Below are 16,937 nucleotides of genomic sequence, written 5' to 3'. Positions count from 1 at the left end.
TAATGGCACTTTTTCCATTTTCTATTGCTGATATTGAGGATCCTGAATGTATTCGTGTGGTTCTTTATGCTAGCGGAAGAATGGGACATGCTCCTTTAAACGCATTGTTGAAGAAAACATATGAAGATATTACAAAAATTTCAAAGCGCATGGATGCTTTAGAAAAAAAATTAAATGTTCTAGATCTTACCAATGTCGAACAGAAAAAAAATACGAAAAAAGAGAATTAAGACAGTATTAATAGTGTTGTGAGTGGTGGAATAACGACATAAAATAGTTTTGTGAGCGCATCAGACATTAAACATAGAATCATCGTCCGCTGGAAACTTATTTTTATCTTCAATAAATGAGGCGCCAGAAATAGACTACAGCTCTTTTTTCAGGATTAACAATACATAAACTGCTAGAAATACACAGTAATGTTAGTCAAAACATGAGTGTTGAGCATTCTAGAGGGATTTCTTCTTTGTTAAAAAAGAGAGAATAGAAAAGAGTGATCATAACAATATGCATGGGTTGAAGCTATAGATCAGATAAACCTTATTTATATCTTCGGTGGGGCGTGGATTGCTACCTGTTTGAGATGTTATTAAAAAAAGGTAAAAAATTGATAGAGAGTGTAGTTTTAAAAAGAGAAGCGTTGTTGCAGGAAAGTTGATCATGAGTTGTTGGGGAGATTAGGGTGCATATTGAAATCTAAGGGCCAATTTTTAAAGCCTACAGAAAAAGGAGTTGTGCCCAAACAGAAACGCATGGCAAAAGAAGTTTGTAAAAGATAAAAAATCTTGCAATAATTTTAAAAAGCTTTTGGATAAAGCGCTCAATGATTTTAAATTTATAAACAATTTGCTGTTTTTGCGCTTTTTTAAAAGAGAAAAAGTAATTTATCGCAATTTTAATTTGTCAAAAATCCCATAAACAGAAAGTTTTAATTGCTAAAAGGACCAAAGCAGAAAAATGCCTATAAGAAAAAAATGCGTATCATTGTATCTTTTCTTATAAAGAAGAGCAATGCTGTACTGTTGGAGCAGGCTTGAAGGCTAAAGTTTCACTTATTTTCTTATCAAACGAGATTGTACAAGCGGTTGTTTATTTGTCTTATCCTGCTTATGCTGTAAATACTGTCCTTTCAGGTGTGGTGATAGAAGGCAAACTTCTTTGTAAAAGCTTTCCTGATACAAAAAGTGTTTTTAAGGGCGTGCCAAATATTTAAGGCAGGGCTTATTTGTTGAGCTTTAAGTTTAAGTAAATCACATGCGGAAAAGCCAAATGTATCCCGCTACAATTCGAGTTGTTGATAGATCAGATTGGGTGAAGAATCTTCGTTTTTTGAAGTGGTGGATGCAAGTCAAAAAAAAATCAGCTTTTACAAGCGTAAAAGAACGGGTTTTATTACAAATTATGTACTTAAATGATGGATGTTTTTTCATGGATTATATTGAAATAAAGCTACACAGTATTTTGATACGTTTTGATTTTAGAAAGTCCGTTCTTGTAAACAACTTCCATCAATACGAAGGTATCATTATTTATACGATTTTTGGATAAGTGTTATAAATATAATTAAAAAGCTTGCAATATTATACGATTTGTGTATAAGTATTTATTATTGATTTCTTTTGTGTTTTATTTAATTATATCTCTATTCATAAGCCGCGCCATTTAAAGGTGCGGCTTTTTTTCTGTCTAATAGCAGGGGTATTATATATTTATTATTGAGGTGGCGTTGGATATTTTTTTCATATTCTCATCATTTTATTTTGTGATTTTGTTTTGCAGTGAAATCTCTAAATGCTTGTGTATTTTATCCCAATAGGGAAGATTCAAAATCAAAATGCAGGTATCTGTTTTCGTTTCTTTGCGTTGGTTATAATGGGGGCGTTGAATAGTTAAAGAATGTTTGTTGCTGTCTGACGGAGAGTGATATGGGGTGAAGCGTAAAATGGTGGCGTATTTGAAGGTCCATTATCATACATGCCAGCATGATCAAAAATGCAAATGTGTTTTTAACAGTGTTTGTTGATCTCGATTAGAAAGTCCATTCTTTTCTTTGTTTGGAATTTTACATCAGTAATCTCTTATCTTGTTGTAGTGACTGCCTTTTGAGAGTGCGGTGAGTGCGGTGATAGAAGGCATATAAGATTTTATATATGAAGTGTTTGTGTGTGGTGAATATGATGGGTGTTTTTTTCGTTATGTGATGAACTCTTCGGGCGGTGGGGATTTTGTCCATAAAGCGTCATAAAATATCGCTTTTTGTTCTATGGTGAGAGAGATCCTATGAGGTGGAAAGACGAGTGGATTTTGTGAGCCAATCATGTAAACTGGAACGAACCTCATGCGGATATACATCAGGGTCTATTTGTTGCATAACTTGTGATAGCCAATTCTCTAAATAAAGGGATTTTGTTTGGTAGCAGAAAAAAGAAATCATTACGAGACAACAAGAGTGCTTGTTTCAGAATGTCTAATGCCTTTTGCATGACAAAGGAACGCGAAACTGTGTCACGCTTTCCTTTCATATTTTCGAGTTCAGGGTTGTCTATATATTCCTTTCAACTTTATCTTTACGTATAGGATACAAGGGAATTTGATGCAAGGGAATTGGTATGAATATTTTTGGATAAGAAAAGCCAATATGTTATGCTCGTTGTTTTACGGCGTGTTTGATAAAAAGCTAGGACATCTTTTCAATCCATTATGTGTGTAATCTTAAGGCGTTGTTTTCTTAAGAGAGCACAGAGTTTTTTCTGTTTCTTGTCAATCAACATCAAATCTCAACGCTGCAGCATGTTTGAGAGAAAGAAGAATGAGAATCTTAGGGATTCAGAAGGGTAAAACTCTCTGTGCGACTCCAGCTTTTGTAAGCTAGACTTTATGTATGCCAGATGGGGGCTGTATTTGAGTGATTTCTGAAATAGGGAGACTGCCTTATTGAGAAAAAATATAAAGGCATATAATCACTCGTCTTACCATCATCTTTTTGCTTTATAATGTTCAAAACGATCTATAGCAATATTATTTAAATAATGCAGATAATGCCTTATGCCTTTGTGTATAGCGTGTCTTTTTGGGATCATGCCTCTCACATAAAACAGAATGCCCCAAATATTATTTGTCCCCGAATATACATTTATTGCATATTCACGGACTTGTTTTTAAGGGATATCCCATTCCCCTTTCACAAGGACACTCGTCAATGGTATAGGGGTAGAGTCCCGATGAAATGTATAAAACTTATAAGGTATCCCCCCCATCTTTATGCTTCATAAAAGTGCAAGCTGGTATTCTGATACATTTTTCTAGCTCCCAATGTTACGACAGCCTTGGTTCGTGAGACGATTCATAAGAGGTATCTTTTATGTACAGTTTTGAATCCACATGCCAGCTCCGCTTGTAACTTGCAAGCGACATGGTTTTGATCGTTTCGACAGAAAACAAATTTAGGATGAGAGAATCCTATGGCGTGCGGGTCTCTCATTCAATATGCAAAACAATAAAATTCTTTATAAATCAATGTGATGTGTCTTAAAGAAGACGAATTGTTTATAAATCCACATGGATGAAGAATTTTCGTCTTTTAAGGTGGTAAAAGAAAATCATAATCCCTATTCTTTCATAAAGAGCATGAGAAAAGTGTTTCACAAGAATTTTATACGATAAAAAAAGGAGAGTCTTTTGACATAAGAGTCTTGATCGTTTGCCGCTATAACCTGTATTGTGTACACAGACGCTTCTATCATTTTTTACTGTAAAAAGCTTCTCTTGGGATGCTAAAGGGTGCAATCTTTATGGAAAAAAGAATCCGAGCAAGGCAAAAGGCTTATTTCAAAAGATTATATCGCAAGATAGCTTTTGTTTGCATAATACTTTTTTGTATAGTGATTTTGTGTTTTGTTGTTGCAAAGGTGGTCAGTTATTTTTCTTCTCATAAAAAAATAACACAACAAGCACCCGTCGAATTGGTTATCCCTGTTTTTGATCTGCGCGTATATTGCAAGGAAATTTCTGCTTCTGTTATGCCCGATATGAAAAGAGAAGTTTATCAGCATTGTCTTAATTTGGAAAGTGAGGCCTATTTTGCTATTCGTGAAATGTGGGATAAGCTTTCTGATACTGCAAAAAAACAATGTTTGACGTTGGTCCGACCTGGGGATGGGAATTATTTTCTCTTACGTGATTGTTTTCTCAATGAGAAAGAAAATAAAAAAGGCAAAATACGCAATTACTTTTAAGTTTTTATACGGAAAGTTAAAAGGATGAGAATTTTGATGAAAAGATAAAAACTTCTTAAATTACTATCTGCTTCGAGACCAACAGAAATTTGATTTATTTATCTTGTTATATCGCACTTTTTATTTAAGCTGTAGCGACATAAGGCATGGATGCCTTCTTGCAATATTTAAGGGGGCGTGGTGAAGTCTCAGGAGGATTTGTTGAGCTTTTTTAAGGGAAATAACAGGCGTGGGAAATCTATTTCGTAACGGTTCTGGTGAATGGTATAATGGTAAAGCCCCCATGAAGTGTATAAAATTTATAGAGCATGTTCATCTTTACGTTTTTAAAAAAAGAGTAAGCCGGTACCATCTCACACTTTACGAGCTCTCAATAGTGCTTGCTGACAGCTTTTGAGTCTTAGAGACGGTTCATAAGAGGCACTTTTAGTCTTTTTTTATCGTTTTTACTCCACGCAGGCTTTCCCACGTGTAACATGCAAGAAAAAGAGATGGATTGAACAGCAAACAGATTGAGGATGGAAAATCCTACGGTATTAAGTTTTCTTACTCAACACAAAAAATATAAATTATCATTATAAATCAATTCAGTGTACGTATTTTACAAGAATTTTCATTGTTGACAGATCAGTGTGAGTTGAGAACCTTCGTTCTTTGAGGGCATAAGTCAATAGACATGACAAAAATGAGTAAAAAAGAAACATTCCTTTTATAAACATTCGAGGCTGCTTCATGCGTAAAGCGCTGTGCTGGGTTTAAAAATCTGCTTGTTTTATCATTCCGTTTTCTTTATCAGCAAAGATATGCCCTTCTTATTGATAGGCTTTGAGGAGGGCATTTTTTTGAGAAGAAGCTGATTTTTAAAAAAAACATGAAATGTTGGTCGTTTTTTTATAATTTGTTATTTTTTTGTATTTAAATATTTTGTTTTTAAGCTCGATTTGTTATAAATAAAAACTGTGATTAACTTAATAATTCCATGGGTTAAAATAGAAAGTGATAGTATCGTTGGCTTATTTGGGAAAGAAGATTGATCTCTTGGTGATTATAGGGCTTGAATAATACTTCGTATTAATCTATCTATAAAAATCAAGAGGTTTTGTGAAGCGATCGTGGATTATCGCTCGCAAGGGGTTGTTTTAGCGATGAAGAGAGGCTATATTTATAAAATAAAGAGGTTCGCGCAGTGACTCGTTGGGATGGAAGTGCTTGTGAGTTAAATGCACGAGGGGGTAGAGAATATCGGCGTTTTTGGGAGCGGTGGTTTTAGAGCAAAAAAGGGAAGCTTCTAGTATTCTCGGGCAGGAATTTTTTCTTTGTCAGGTATATTGTATGTGTTTTCCTTTGTTGTTTTCCACAAGATAATTATTTTTTTAGTGAAATATGGTTTATTTTAAAAAAAACACTTGGCATTTTACGTGAACATCATTAGGTTTCTGCTGTTTGACAGAGAAAGAGGGAATTTTTGATTTACGATTTCCCTGCTGTTTTGTGATTTTCAAGAAAATATATGCTTTTACCAATATCAGTAGGGTTCGTTTGAGTGAAATAAACGCGGATAACTTGCTAACCGTATGTTAAAAATGATCAGCATTATCAAAAGGTAATGCAATGAGAAAGAGTCAATTAAGACATACATAAGACAAACACTCCAAAAAGGGATAAAGATGAGGCCACAACAAAATAGACGGGTACGCGGTCGCAATAATAATGGTAATAACAATAATAATCGTCGCGGTCCTAATCCGTTGTCTCGCAATTATGAAAGCAGCGGTCCGGATGTTAAAATTCGTGGGAATGCTCAGCAAATTGCCGATAAATACATAAGCCTTGCGCGTGATGCACAAGGTGCGGGTGATCGTGTTATGTCGGAAAATTATTTACAGCATGCCGAGCACTATTTGCGTATTATTTTAGCAGCAGCTGGGCAAATGTCTCAATCGGTTCGACGTGATGAGAATCGTGGTGATGAAAATCGTGATGAAAACAACGAGCAAGCATGCAGTGAAATAAATCTTGACGGTGAAAAAAAGGATGTTGTCGAGGGTGATACAGATGTATTACAGATGCCGTCGCAAAAAAATGGCAATGGCCGATATGCTAAAACACAAAATGGGGATGCGCGTGAAAATGCTTTAGAGGCTCTATCGGATGAAAACACGGATCAAGAGCACTGTCGCTCTGAGAAAAATGTTGAACCCGTCAAAAAAACACGTCGTTCTCCCCGTCGACGTACTGTACGGACCCAAGATGAATCATCTCTTGAGCTTTCGCTTACAACAGAAGAAAGCTCTAGTAATGGAGATGCTTCAACAGCAACAAAAGAGGTTTCTTCGTTGCCTGGATTAGGTGAGGGGATACAGAAAAAAACGCGCCGTCGCCGAGTGGTCAATCTTGAAGCAGAGGAAAATGTTTAAATCTTCAGGGATGCTGTGTAAGCGCGCTTGTGGTGATGTTGTTGGTATCATGATGGTCAATTATCTATACTCAAGAAGCTTCTTGCGCTTTCTTTGGATTTTCAGGGGCAGTATCAGGAATTTAAAGAGGGGTGTCGACAGAAAAGATTGCCTCTTTGCTGGGATTTAAGTGAGGGGATACAGAGAAAAACACATCCGTGTCTTTTAAGAGGCAGTTCTTTTATGAAGAACGCAATGTCGTTGTTTTATTTATTCACACTTATATTTAATATTGTTCAATGTATTTATGCCCATTTCACGATGGTGCTCATGAATTTTATCATGTGAAATCCAGCGGTTATCTTTTCTTAATAAAAGATGTAAGGTGAGCGTTATTGCTTTAATTTTCAATGTTGTAAAAGTTTTTCTTTTGATACCAGATCATTCATAAAAGGTATTTTTATTCATCCATTTCCTTGCTGGGATATGTGAGGAAATGATTTTGATTCAGTTTCTCATGAACAGATTTGAAAAGAGAGAATCTTACAGTATTTGAGGTTCTCGTTTGACATGTAAAATAAATCATCACTATAAATTAATATGTTGAATTTTTGCTCTTAAGAAGATGCCTTTCTTGCACGTTTATTAGCTTTTCCCAAGCGATGTCAGTTTTCTTAAGCATGGGAATGCGTTGACAGAAAGGTTTTTTCTTTTCCGAGATTTAAGTGAGGAGATACAGAGAAAAATCTGCTGTTGCCCAAGTGGTTGCATCTTGAAGTAGAGGAAAATGTTTAAATCTTCAGGGATGCTATGTACGCGCTTATAGTGATGTTAGTTTGCTTAATGAGGCATTATTTTCGATATTTTTTTGTTGTTTCAATAGAAAGAACGGCGATTAGTGCACCGGTGTGATAATTGTAAATCATAAATTTTGTTTGTCCATCGGGGGTTAAAACTTTCAGTACAATATTGTGTTCTGAGAGGCTTTGCGACAAAATCTGTGTTTTTTCCGGTAGAGAGAGTGTATGATGGATAACGTGTAGGTTTTTGCTGGGAGAGGAAGATAGCTCTGTTTGTTTTGGCGCTGATCCGGTTGTTATTACTTTATAAACAATTAAAAACAGTACGGTTAGAATAAGGAAAAGCGTTATTAAAACGGAAATAATCATTAAACCCATAAGTTTTTTTCTCACTCGTTCTACAGCAGGATCTAAAGGGAGATCTTGAGGCAGAGAGTTTTGCTCTGTGTGATGGTCTTTTGAAGGTTGCATTCGCTTATTATCCATCATGTCTTTCATTGATTATTTTTTTGAGATCTGATGGGTTTATGCTTTTAAAGTTTTTTGTGCAAGAGGTTTGTGGAAGAAGAATGCAAAAGAGGAAGCGATGTTGGTAAAATATCTTCTTTGTGGACAGTAGATATCTTGTTATTCACGTTTTGGCTTTTAAGCAGGAAATTTCCACGGTTTGTTACAGACCAGATCAATTTTACTTCTTGTTGATGTAAATTTGCATGTACGTTTATACATTGGGCAAAAATTTGTTGTCCATAAAATGCAAACTTTTTTGTGGATGGTATCATGGCTTGTTCACATGCTTGAGCCGTTGGATAGATTTTAACCATTGTATTGTTCGAATAGCAACTATTAAAATCATCTGTACATGAAACTAATAAGAGGATAAAAACAAGGGGATTCATCAGTTATTTTCCAAATGAGAGGTTGACAGCGCGGACTCCAATTTGTCAGCCTGGGGGCTTCTTTACTGTTAAACGGTTTCAAAATTTTTTAGTTCCTCCTTTGAGATGTCCGTTCTATAGTGAATTAATCAAAGTCATTGGCTTGCACGTCATAAAGGGTGTGTGAGAGCTTTCTGTTGGTAAGAAACATTTGAAAAAAGACTGAAATGCTTCCTATGAGCGCTCTTAAAGGTCAATGGCTGTTATAACATGTGGGACAGGTATTATGATGCTCAGCTACTACTTTTATGAAGTGAAAAGAGGCATGAAGGTAAAGAAGGATGTAGAGTAGAAAGGGGCGTGCTTGATGGTTTACTTTACGGGGGCTATTATATCTTATTTCCAGACACTGTTTTGAAACGAGTGTGGATGCGCTGGGGAAATATTAAAAAAGTGCGTGAATGAAAGACACAAGTGTATCCTGTTTTAGGATTTTCTATTGTACCAGAAGAGGAAATCTCCATTAAAAAATGCGATAAATAAAAGCATAAAATGTGTAATTTCTATCAATTAATTGTCGTTGTCGTGGATGCTTTAAGCCCGTAAAGCTGAAGAGTGATGATGGATGTTAGCTTTACTCCTTAAAATTCATATTCTGCTAAAATGAAATTTTATGCGCATTGCGAAAATTACACAAAAAGAGATAGGTAATAGGCTCGCTTTTATTTGGCATATAAAAGCTGAAACGGTTTGCTTTTCATCGTTTTGGTTTCTGTCTTAAAATATGCGGTTATATGAGGGATGGAAGTTGATTGACAGCGGGAATGGACTTTATGCGGCTAAGTTATCATCGTTAAGGTTTTGGGGAACTATTGGGAGACTATAGAGGTTGGTTTAAAGAGGTTGGAAAATATCTTTGTGCTTAATAAAATAGATGAGAAACTTTGCTAAAAAAGGGGAAACTTCTCTTGTTTATTGTTTGAAATGCTCTTTTAGGAAAGAATATCAAAATAAGTATCAGGAACAGAGAGGCAATAGACAATTCCTTCTTTTGTCAATTTGAGGGAAGCTGAACCATTCACGGAAATGGGAACGATTTTTTCGAGAACGGCACTACCAAAACAGGCTTTTTTATTGTTTGTGGGAGGGATGCCGGATTCAAAATTTTCATGCCAAGTGATGATAAGTTGCGTTTTGCCATTCAGTTTTGTTTCGATTTCACAACGTACACAGATGCTACCCTTTTCTTGGGAAAGGGCTCCAAAAGAAAGAGAATTGACAATCAGTTCATGAAAAGCCAAACCAATATGCAAAGCGGCATTGGGAAAAAGATAAGGATCTACGCCTTCAAGTGAAAAACGTTCTGTTTCTTTCATAAAATAGCCTAAAGCCTGCGTTTGGACCAATTCGCGAAATTGAGCGCCACGCCAATCGGAATCAGTGATCAGATCTTGAGAATGAGAAAGAGAATGAAGACGACCTTGAAATTTGCGTAAGAAAACCTGAAGAGATTCAGTATAGCGGGCGGTTTGGCTGGCAATACTTTGAATGATTGCTAGAAGATTTTTAGAACGGTGACTGACCTCGCGAAGAAGGATTTTAAGCACTTGTTCACGGCGGCGTAAGCCGGAAATATTAACACCGGTGGTGATAATACCGATAATGTTTCCGTTATCATTGCGGTGGCAATCAATAGAAAATTTGTACCAAATCTCTTGTTTGTTTGTATCTTCAAAACGTGCTTCAACAGTTTGCATTTTGCCACTCGCTAAAACTTGCAGTTTGATGGTTTCCATATTGTCTGCAAGGTCAAGCGAAAAAAAATCACTGTCACGGCAACCAACCCGCCATTTATTGTGCAAATGGTGCGGCAAGTTTTCAGCCCATAAATAAACCAGATTTGTTGCCTGATAGAGAACACAAATATCAGCACCACGAATCGCTTGCATGAGCGCACTCATATGAGATCTATCCATGGGAGGCTTTGAAAGAGGCGTAACGATCATAATTTTAAGATGTTACTCTGTTCTAAGCCGCTTTAGAAGCATTCTCTTGAAAAAATAAAGCTTGGGAAATAAGCGCTTTCACCATATCAGGGTTAAAAGGTTTGGTCACTAAAAAAGTTGGTTCTGGACGCTCGCCGGTCAGCAGCCTTTCGGGAAAAGCCGTGATGAAAATCACCGGTATACGATCATTTTTCAAAATCTCGTTGACCGCGTCAATACCTGAACTGTTATCGGCTAATTGAATATCAGCCAAAATCAACCGTGGTTTTTTCTTATGATACATGATGACAGCTTCATCACGCGTGCGCGCTATTCCTACAACATGATGACCTAGGCTTTCTACCATTTGCTCAATATCAAGTGCAATAAGAGGTTCATCTTCAATAATCATTACTTCAGTGGCAATTTGTTGAGAAATATCAATGGATGCTTGGTTGAGAAGCTTGCGGAATTCTTTTGTATCCAGGTTCATGATTTCGCTGGCTTCTTGTTCATGAAATCCTTCAACGGCAATGAGCAAAAATGCTTGGCGTGCACGGGGCGTGAGATAGGATAATTTGGCACTGGTTTTTTGTTCAAGACCAAATTGGGGCAGGGGTTCAGGGATGTTCGGTGTGGTTTGGTCAAAAAGATGGCAAAAAAGCCAATAGGTACCAATTCTGTCACTGGATGCTTTGGGAAAAATGGAGATATCGGCAATGAGTGCTTCCAACATCGCTGACACATAAGCATCGCCAGAGGATTGGCTACCGGTGACAGAGCGGGCAAAACGCCGAAGATAGGGAAGATGCGGGGCAATGCGCGTTGATAATGACATAATTTATAACTCCTTTGACCTTTCAAGCATTTTGTTGGTTGAAATTCTCAACAGATAAAAAAGTTCCTTGATTTGTATGGAACTTTTTACCGACAGCTATATTTACAACCATAAGGCGAAAAAATTCTTCGCGGTGCTACTGATATTATATGGATTAGGGGGATGAAAAATGAACGACCGTGATGAAAAAAATCTCACCACACAATTTACAGTTGGAGATGATCTTCTCGGGGTCAATAGCGAAATAGCACGGAAGTTACGTCAATTTTATATGGAAATTCAAGAAGAAGCACTGCCACGGTGTTTGCTCGAGCTTTTAGAGAGGTTGGAGCGCGCAGAGCAATTTGGCTTAAACAATGTGGAAAAGGTTTGAATCCTTTATGTCAAAGTGCGCGAAAAACTTTAAACAAGAACTCCTTTTGGTGTTGCCGGCTTTACGAGCTTTTGCTGTTTCTTTAAGTGGCAAGCACGATAAAGCTGAAGATTTGGTCCAAGATACTGTTATGAAGGCATGGGCTAAGCAAGATAGTTTTGAGATGGGAACTAATCTTAAAGCTTGGCTTTTTACCATTTTGCGCAATGAATTTTATAGTCAAATGCGTAAAAAGGGAAGAGAAGTTCAAGATACCGACGGCGTGTTTACTCAAAATGTCGCTGTTCATCCTGCTCAATATGGATCGCTTGATTTGCAAGATTTCAAAAAAGCCTTAAATTTGCTTTCTGCCGATCAAAGAGAAGCCATTATTCTCATTGGCGCATCGGGGTTTTCTTATGAAGATGCTGCAGCTATTTGTGGTTGTGCTGTTGGAACCATAAAAAGCCGTGTGAGCAGGGCGCGTAATCGATTACAAGAGCTTCTCAAGGTGGATGGTGAGTCTGATTATGGTCCTGATTCTTATTCAGCTGGAAGTACATTGTGTTCATTTAACGGCTAAAAAAGCATAATAATTATGATGGATAGCCTTGTTTTTTTTATTCCCGTTATAGCTATTACAGTAAAGTCAGTATCTGAGGAAATTCTAGAGTGTTTGGCGTGTATTCTTAGGAACACAAGAAAAGCCTGGATAAAACTTTCTCACGGGCTTTGGGCTTTATGTTCCATAAGGTTGCCTTCCTTTGTGCTGAAAAATGACGACTTTCAAGTTCGCCAATGGACATTCTATGACAACAAAAACAAATTTGATGCCTCAAATGCCTTCTTCTGATGCAACGATATCACGCTGGCGGTGGGTAGCGATTGTTGTTTCTCTTGTTATGGCTCTTTTGGCATCGGTTTTTATTATGTTGCTTTCAAATGCCGTTGATAGAGAAGTCGCACAGTTGAATACAAGTTCAGAATTACGCGAACAGGCTGATTTGGTTCTTATTAGCTTGATTGATATGGCTGTTGCTGATCGCAGCTATGCAAAAACGCGCAAGGCGGAAGATAAAATACGTTTTGAAAATGCAGAGCGCGAGTTGGGGGATATTCTCGATTATATCGCACTTATTGTTTATGCGCATCCGCAATGGTATGAATGGTTTACGGCTTTTAAAAAAGAGGTTGAGGCACGAAAAGCACTTATGAATGCCCATATGCATGCTCTTGATGCGATTCCTGAACAACCTTCTCATGCTGCCTCTTTTGAAGTATCAAAGATTCCTGTGGCACGTTTAGCTCAATTGATGACAAGCTTTATTAATGGGGATGATGTGGTACGACAAAAACAGCGTGAGGGTATCGCATTGATGCGGGCTGCTTTGACATTGGCGGCTATTGTTTCCGTTGTAAGTACTTTTATTTCTGCCTATTTTGTTATTAATCGTTTTCATCGTGATGTACGCTCTTTAAAATTGTATCAATTGCTGCTTCATAGCGAAAATATTGCTCTGGAAGCCCGCGTGAAAGAACGAACACAAGAATTAGAAAGAGCGCGCAATCACGCTGAAAAAGAACGCCAACGGGTTGAAATATTGTTGCAGGATGCAAGCCATCGCATTGGCAATTCTCTTGGGACGGTGTCTTCTTTGCTGGGTCTCCAGTTAAACCGGAGTAAAAATGAAGAGGTACGTTCTGTTCTAGGGGCTGCACGTGATCGTATTCAGACAATTTCTACAGCACATCGTCGTTTGCGCTTAAGTGATGATATGGAAACGACTTTTTTGGCAGAGTTTCTCAGTTCTGTTGTGCATGATGTCGAATTGGCAGTCCCTTTTGAATTGCGTGAAAACATCACCATTCACACCAACTTTAAAGATTGTCGCCTGTCTTCAAGAGATGCGACAACACTTGGAATTATCCTTGGTGAACTTCTGACAAATTCTTTAAAACATGCCTTTCCTGATCAACGTACGGGACATATTTATATCTCCTTTGGTCCCCAGAAAGATGGACAATTGATGCTCATTGTAGAAGATGATGGCGTGGGAATGAAAAGCCAAACTTTAGAACAAAAAACAGGACTTGGTCGTGTGGTCGTCGAACAGCTATGTATGCAATTTGGTGAAAAACCTCTGTTTGAAACTTCTGCTTTAGGAGGCACAAAGATTGTCATTCCTTTGCCAAAACTCAGCATGAATAGTTCAAAAAAAAGCTCTGACTGATTTTTAAAAGGGATAAACTCTTTGCTCTCTGCTTGTTCGTTTTAATAAAAATGAGAATAAAATATGACTTAGATAACGCGAACACAGCACCATTTATATCAGATTGCCAATTGTCTTCAAGAGAAGCAACTTTGCTTCTTCATCTTTTGGTCTCTTTGTTTTTCGCTTTGTTGACTCCGATTATCGGCTTTTAAAATTCTCCTTTTTTTGTATGTTTTATAGCTTTAAAGTGCTTAAGTTAAAATTTAAATTTATTTTGAATAAGAGCTCCTTTAAGCCAATCATATTTATATTAGTAAGCTCTATTTCTTTGCGAAGAGATTGTTTTTTCAAGTTTTGTTATTTTTTGTCAGGCATGTAAAATTTTAAATATGTGGTGTTTTTGTAAAAGTGTGTAACGAATATTCTTAAGGATAATTTGCTTATAAAGTTCATGAAGCACTGTCCTTTAGGGCTATGAACAGCGTAAGCATTCAACAGGTGCAATTTATTCAACAAGAAGTCGGGTTATTTATAGAATGATATGGGTTTTAGAATCTTCGTTCTTTAGGAAAACTCACTTTTGATTAAGATTTTATTGCATGGAAAATAATGGGATTTTATCGTTTTGATCAAATAAACAAGAAGAGTTAGCCTTTTTAGGTTTCATATTTTGCACTTTTCTATTGTACGTAAACCTGAAAAGGGAGGGCGTTTTATTTTTAATCATTGTTATGCGACCTTGGGTGGTGGCATATTTAGGCGTATATCTTTACAGATATTTAAAGTGCAGAAATCTCTTTGAAAAAAATAAGCGCTAAAGCATATTTTTTAGATGTTTTGAGTCGTAAAATGCAGATGCTTTCATGCTTTAAGTCTCTTCGGAGGGTGCTATTGGGCTATTTATCAAGGAATCAATATTGTTTTTTTCTTGTAGGAATGTTTGTAGGTCTTGATTGGTTAAGGCTTTGCTATCCGGTATACGGATGCGCATGGGATCAACTTTGACGCCATTGACAATAATTTCAAAATGACAATGGGGGCCGGTTGCCATTCCTGTTGTTCCAACATACCCAATGATTTGTCCTTGTCGTACTTTCACGCCTGGTTTGATGTCTGGTGCATAACGGCTTTGGTGTGAATAACTGCTGACATATCCATTGGCATGTTGAATTTCCGTGTGATTTCCATAGCCGCCTGTTACGCCTACTCTTGTAACAATACCATCTCCTACAGCAATAATGGGTGATCCTTTAGGAGCAACCCAATCAACCCCCGTATGCATGCGAACATAGCCTAAAATAGGATGTTTGCGTGGACCAAAGGGGGAACCAAAAATCCCATTTGGTGTGGGCTTGCGCAGCAAGAAAGGCTTTGAACTCTTCCCTTCAGAATCATAATAATCAACGCTTCCATCTTTTAACTGATAACGGTAATATTTATAAGTTGTATTTCCAAAAGTTGCGCTAATATAACGAATTTCTGGATCAGTGTTTTGGGATGCTTCCTTTGCTTTCAAGTTCTTTTTTCCGTTTTGGTGTTCTTTATCGCTTTGTGGTACGGCATAAAATATTTCGATTTGATCATTGGAGGTTATCGGACTTTTCATGTCAATATTGGTGGCAAGCAGACGAATAAGACGATGAGAGAGAGATTGTGATATATTATGGCTTAGCAACGCACTATAGAGTGCATCATAAGCTGTTGGTAATTGTGCGCTATTGATATAAGAATGCGGAATACCATTTTGAAAAGCCGTTTTAAGAGCTTTAGACATTTTAGGCTCTGTGCTTTCAATGAATTGGCCTTTATCATTTAGCGCAATGGTGAGAACATGATACATCCCTTGATAGATACTTGCGCGTACGAGATGGTCTTCTTCCCCAGCTTGTGTCACGATACCGATGCGTAAAAGACTTCCCTCTTTAAGGGTATCGGAAAGGCTAATTTTTTCTAGCGTTTTTACAACCTGTTCAATTTGCTCTTTTGTATAACTGGTTTTTTTGAAAGCATCGGCTATCTTTTGTTTTTTACGAATAGGAATAATATCTTCAACATAATTTTTTGTTAGATCAATACGGTGACTTTGAGGAGAAACGGTTACATTTTCTTGAACAATGCGAACTTCAGGAGATTCTGTATCTTGGGAATCAGAGGATACATCTTCTAATTTTAAAGGATCAATCAATGTGAGAACTGAAAGAAGTTCGGTACTTTTTTCTAAAGTAAATCCAGCTTTTTGCACTTCTTGTTGTGCCTCTTCATCTGTCAGCGTATCGTTGTCGTCAAAATCGAATTGATTTACCTTAAAATCATAGCTGCGTAAGGTGATTTTTGTTTCAACCTTTGCTCCATAAATATGTCCAGAATCTTGTGGTTTAGCGCTTTGATTTTTCGAATCACTGGCAAGAATGCTTAAAGAATCAAATTTTGGATAGCTATATTTCTGCGGACGCTTTTCGGCTAAAGCCATACGAATCCATTCAAAATGTTGTGTTTGAATGACTTTTTCATCGCCTTTTTTTTGCAGAATCGATAGTTCAAATTGACGTTTGCTGTCAAAACTTTGCCGTGCATGGGTGGGAGAAATACGATCACCTTTATACCCATTGGCTTCAGGATATTGTGCGTGTGAGAGATTTTCTTTTGTAAACCATTGTGGAGGGGTTACCAATCGCTGTTGTTCATCAAGAGCCGTAAAAAGTGCAATACCCATAAGAATGCAGGAAGTGATTCCTGTCAGAACGGTTCCCGTAAGCCAACGGGCCGAGACTTGTCTGCGCGCAGGACGCAAGCGTTTGACGACAAGAGCAGGGTCCTGTCCGGGATCGTTTTTTTGTTGTTCGTTATCCCACATAGATTTTAAGAGTACTTTTCAATATTAAATCAAAGAAAGTTAGCATAGCTTAGCATGTTTCTACAAGAATTTGATTCTTTTTACAAATTACAGATCACGCGAATTTTCTTTATACAGCTATGGCTTTATAAAATGTCTTTATAAATCGTACCTGAAAAATTTTCTTAATTAAAGTAACATAAAACAAGCGTTATTGTGATTAACCCATACCTAGGCACTTCCTAGTTTTTATGCATTGTAATGGGGGGATGTATTTTACTTTAAGGCGCCATGCTCCCTTTAATTCTTTCTGTTTTCATGTTTTATTTTTAATTTAGTTTAATGTATTGAAATACGCCCAGTTGTTTACGCTATTTTATTTTGCAAAAAAGTAAAAAATGATATTG

At 37.1% G+C, this 16,937-nt stretch carries 12 protein-coding genes; 7 read left to right on the top strand and 5 right to left on the bottom strand.

What is annotated here, in order from left to right:
- The first annotated feature begins 2 nt into the window (after window positions 1-2).
- The 4 genes from ACFIJ0_RS00255 to ACFIJ0_RS00240 all read left to right on the top strand — a co-directional run bounded on the left by ACFIJ0_RS00255 (window position 3) and on the right by ACFIJ0_RS00240 (window position 6,652).
- A complete protein-coding gene (locus ACFIJ0_RS00255) occupies window positions 3-230 on the top strand; it encodes a hypothetical protein (protein WP_375622517.1) in 228 nt (75 codons plus the stop codon).
- A gap of 803 nt (window positions 231-1,033) precedes the next feature.
- Window positions 1,034-1,213 (top strand): hypothetical protein, encoded by a 180-nt coding sequence (locus ACFIJ0_RS00250; RefSeq protein ID WP_375622518.1) that lies wholly within the window; start codon window positions 1,034-1,036, stop codon window positions 1,211-1,213.
- Window positions 1,214-3,791: 2,578 nt separating this feature from the next.
- Window positions 3,792-4,235, top strand: a complete 444-nt coding sequence (locus ACFIJ0_RS00245; protein WP_375622520.1) for a hypothetical protein — start codon at window positions 3,792-3,794, stop codon at window positions 4,233-4,235.
- Window positions 4,236-5,902: 1,667 nt separating this feature from the next.
- Window positions 5,903-6,652 carry a DUF4167 domain-containing protein gene (locus ACFIJ0_RS00240; RefSeq protein WP_375622522.1) on the top strand — a complete coding sequence of 250 codons (750 nt, stop codon included), beginning with the start codon at window positions 5,903-5,905 and terminating at the stop codon, window positions 6,650-6,652.
- An 830-nt stretch (window positions 6,653-7,482) separates the two neighbouring features.
- Here ACFIJ0_RS00240 and ACFIJ0_RS00235 read toward each other — a convergent pair.
- From ACFIJ0_RS00235 to ACFIJ0_RS00220, 4 genes are all read right to left on the bottom strand, one after another.
- A complete protein-coding gene (locus ACFIJ0_RS00235) occupies window positions 7,483-7,920 on the bottom strand; it encodes a hypothetical protein (protein WP_375622524.1) in 438 nt (145 codons plus the stop codon).
- 44 nt (window positions 7,921-7,964) lie between these two features.
- On the bottom strand, window positions 7,965-8,330 hold the full coding sequence (locus ACFIJ0_RS00230) for a hypothetical protein (protein ID WP_375622526.1): 366 nt from the start codon (window positions 8,328-8,330) through the stop codon (window positions 7,965-7,967).
- 971 nt (window positions 8,331-9,301) lie between these two features.
- Entirely contained in the window at window positions 9,302-10,315 is a 1,014-nt protein-coding gene (locus tag ACFIJ0_RS00225) for a sensor histidine kinase (RefSeq protein WP_375622528.1), read from the bottom strand.
- Between the two features lie 22 nt (window positions 10,316-10,337).
- Entirely contained in the window at window positions 10,338-11,132 is a 795-nt protein-coding gene (locus ACFIJ0_RS00220) for a response regulator (RefSeq protein WP_015856822.1), read from the bottom strand.
- A gap of 169 nt (window positions 11,133-11,301) precedes the next feature.
- On the opposite strand from ACFIJ0_RS00220, the gene ACFIJ0_RS00215 reads away from it, so the two are divergent.
- From ACFIJ0_RS00215 to ACFIJ0_RS00205, 3 genes are all read left to right on the top strand, one after another.
- Entirely contained in the window at window positions 11,302-11,505 is a 204-nt protein-coding gene (locus ACFIJ0_RS00215; protein WP_375622530.1) for a NepR family anti-sigma factor, read from the top strand.
- A 7-nt stretch (window positions 11,506-11,512) separates the two neighbouring features.
- Window positions 11,513-12,067 (top strand): RNA polymerase sigma factor, encoded by a 555-nt coding sequence (locus tag ACFIJ0_RS00210; protein WP_375622532.1) that lies wholly within the window; start codon window positions 11,513-11,515, stop codon window positions 12,065-12,067.
- Window positions 12,068-12,293: 226 nt separating this feature from the next.
- A complete protein-coding gene (locus ACFIJ0_RS00205; protein ID WP_375622534.1) occupies window positions 12,294-13,715 on the top strand; it encodes a sensor histidine kinase in 1,422 nt (473 codons plus the stop codon).
- 850 nt (window positions 13,716-14,565) lie between these two features.
- Here ACFIJ0_RS00205 and ACFIJ0_RS00200 read toward each other — a convergent pair.
- Complete coding sequence (locus ACFIJ0_RS00200; protein WP_375622536.1) at window positions 14,566-16,551, bottom strand: M23 family metallopeptidase; 1,986 nt, start codon at window positions 16,549-16,551, stop codon at window positions 14,566-14,568.
- Between the last annotated feature and the right edge of the window lie 386 nt (window positions 16,552-16,937).

Origin of the sequence: Bartonella sp. OC68QHHN (assembly GCF_042193875.1) — a bacterium.
GTDB lineage: Bacteria > Pseudomonadota > Alphaproteobacteria > Rhizobiales > Rhizobiaceae > Bartonella > Bartonella grahamii_A.
This window is presented reverse-complemented; position numbering and strand designations above follow the sequence as displayed.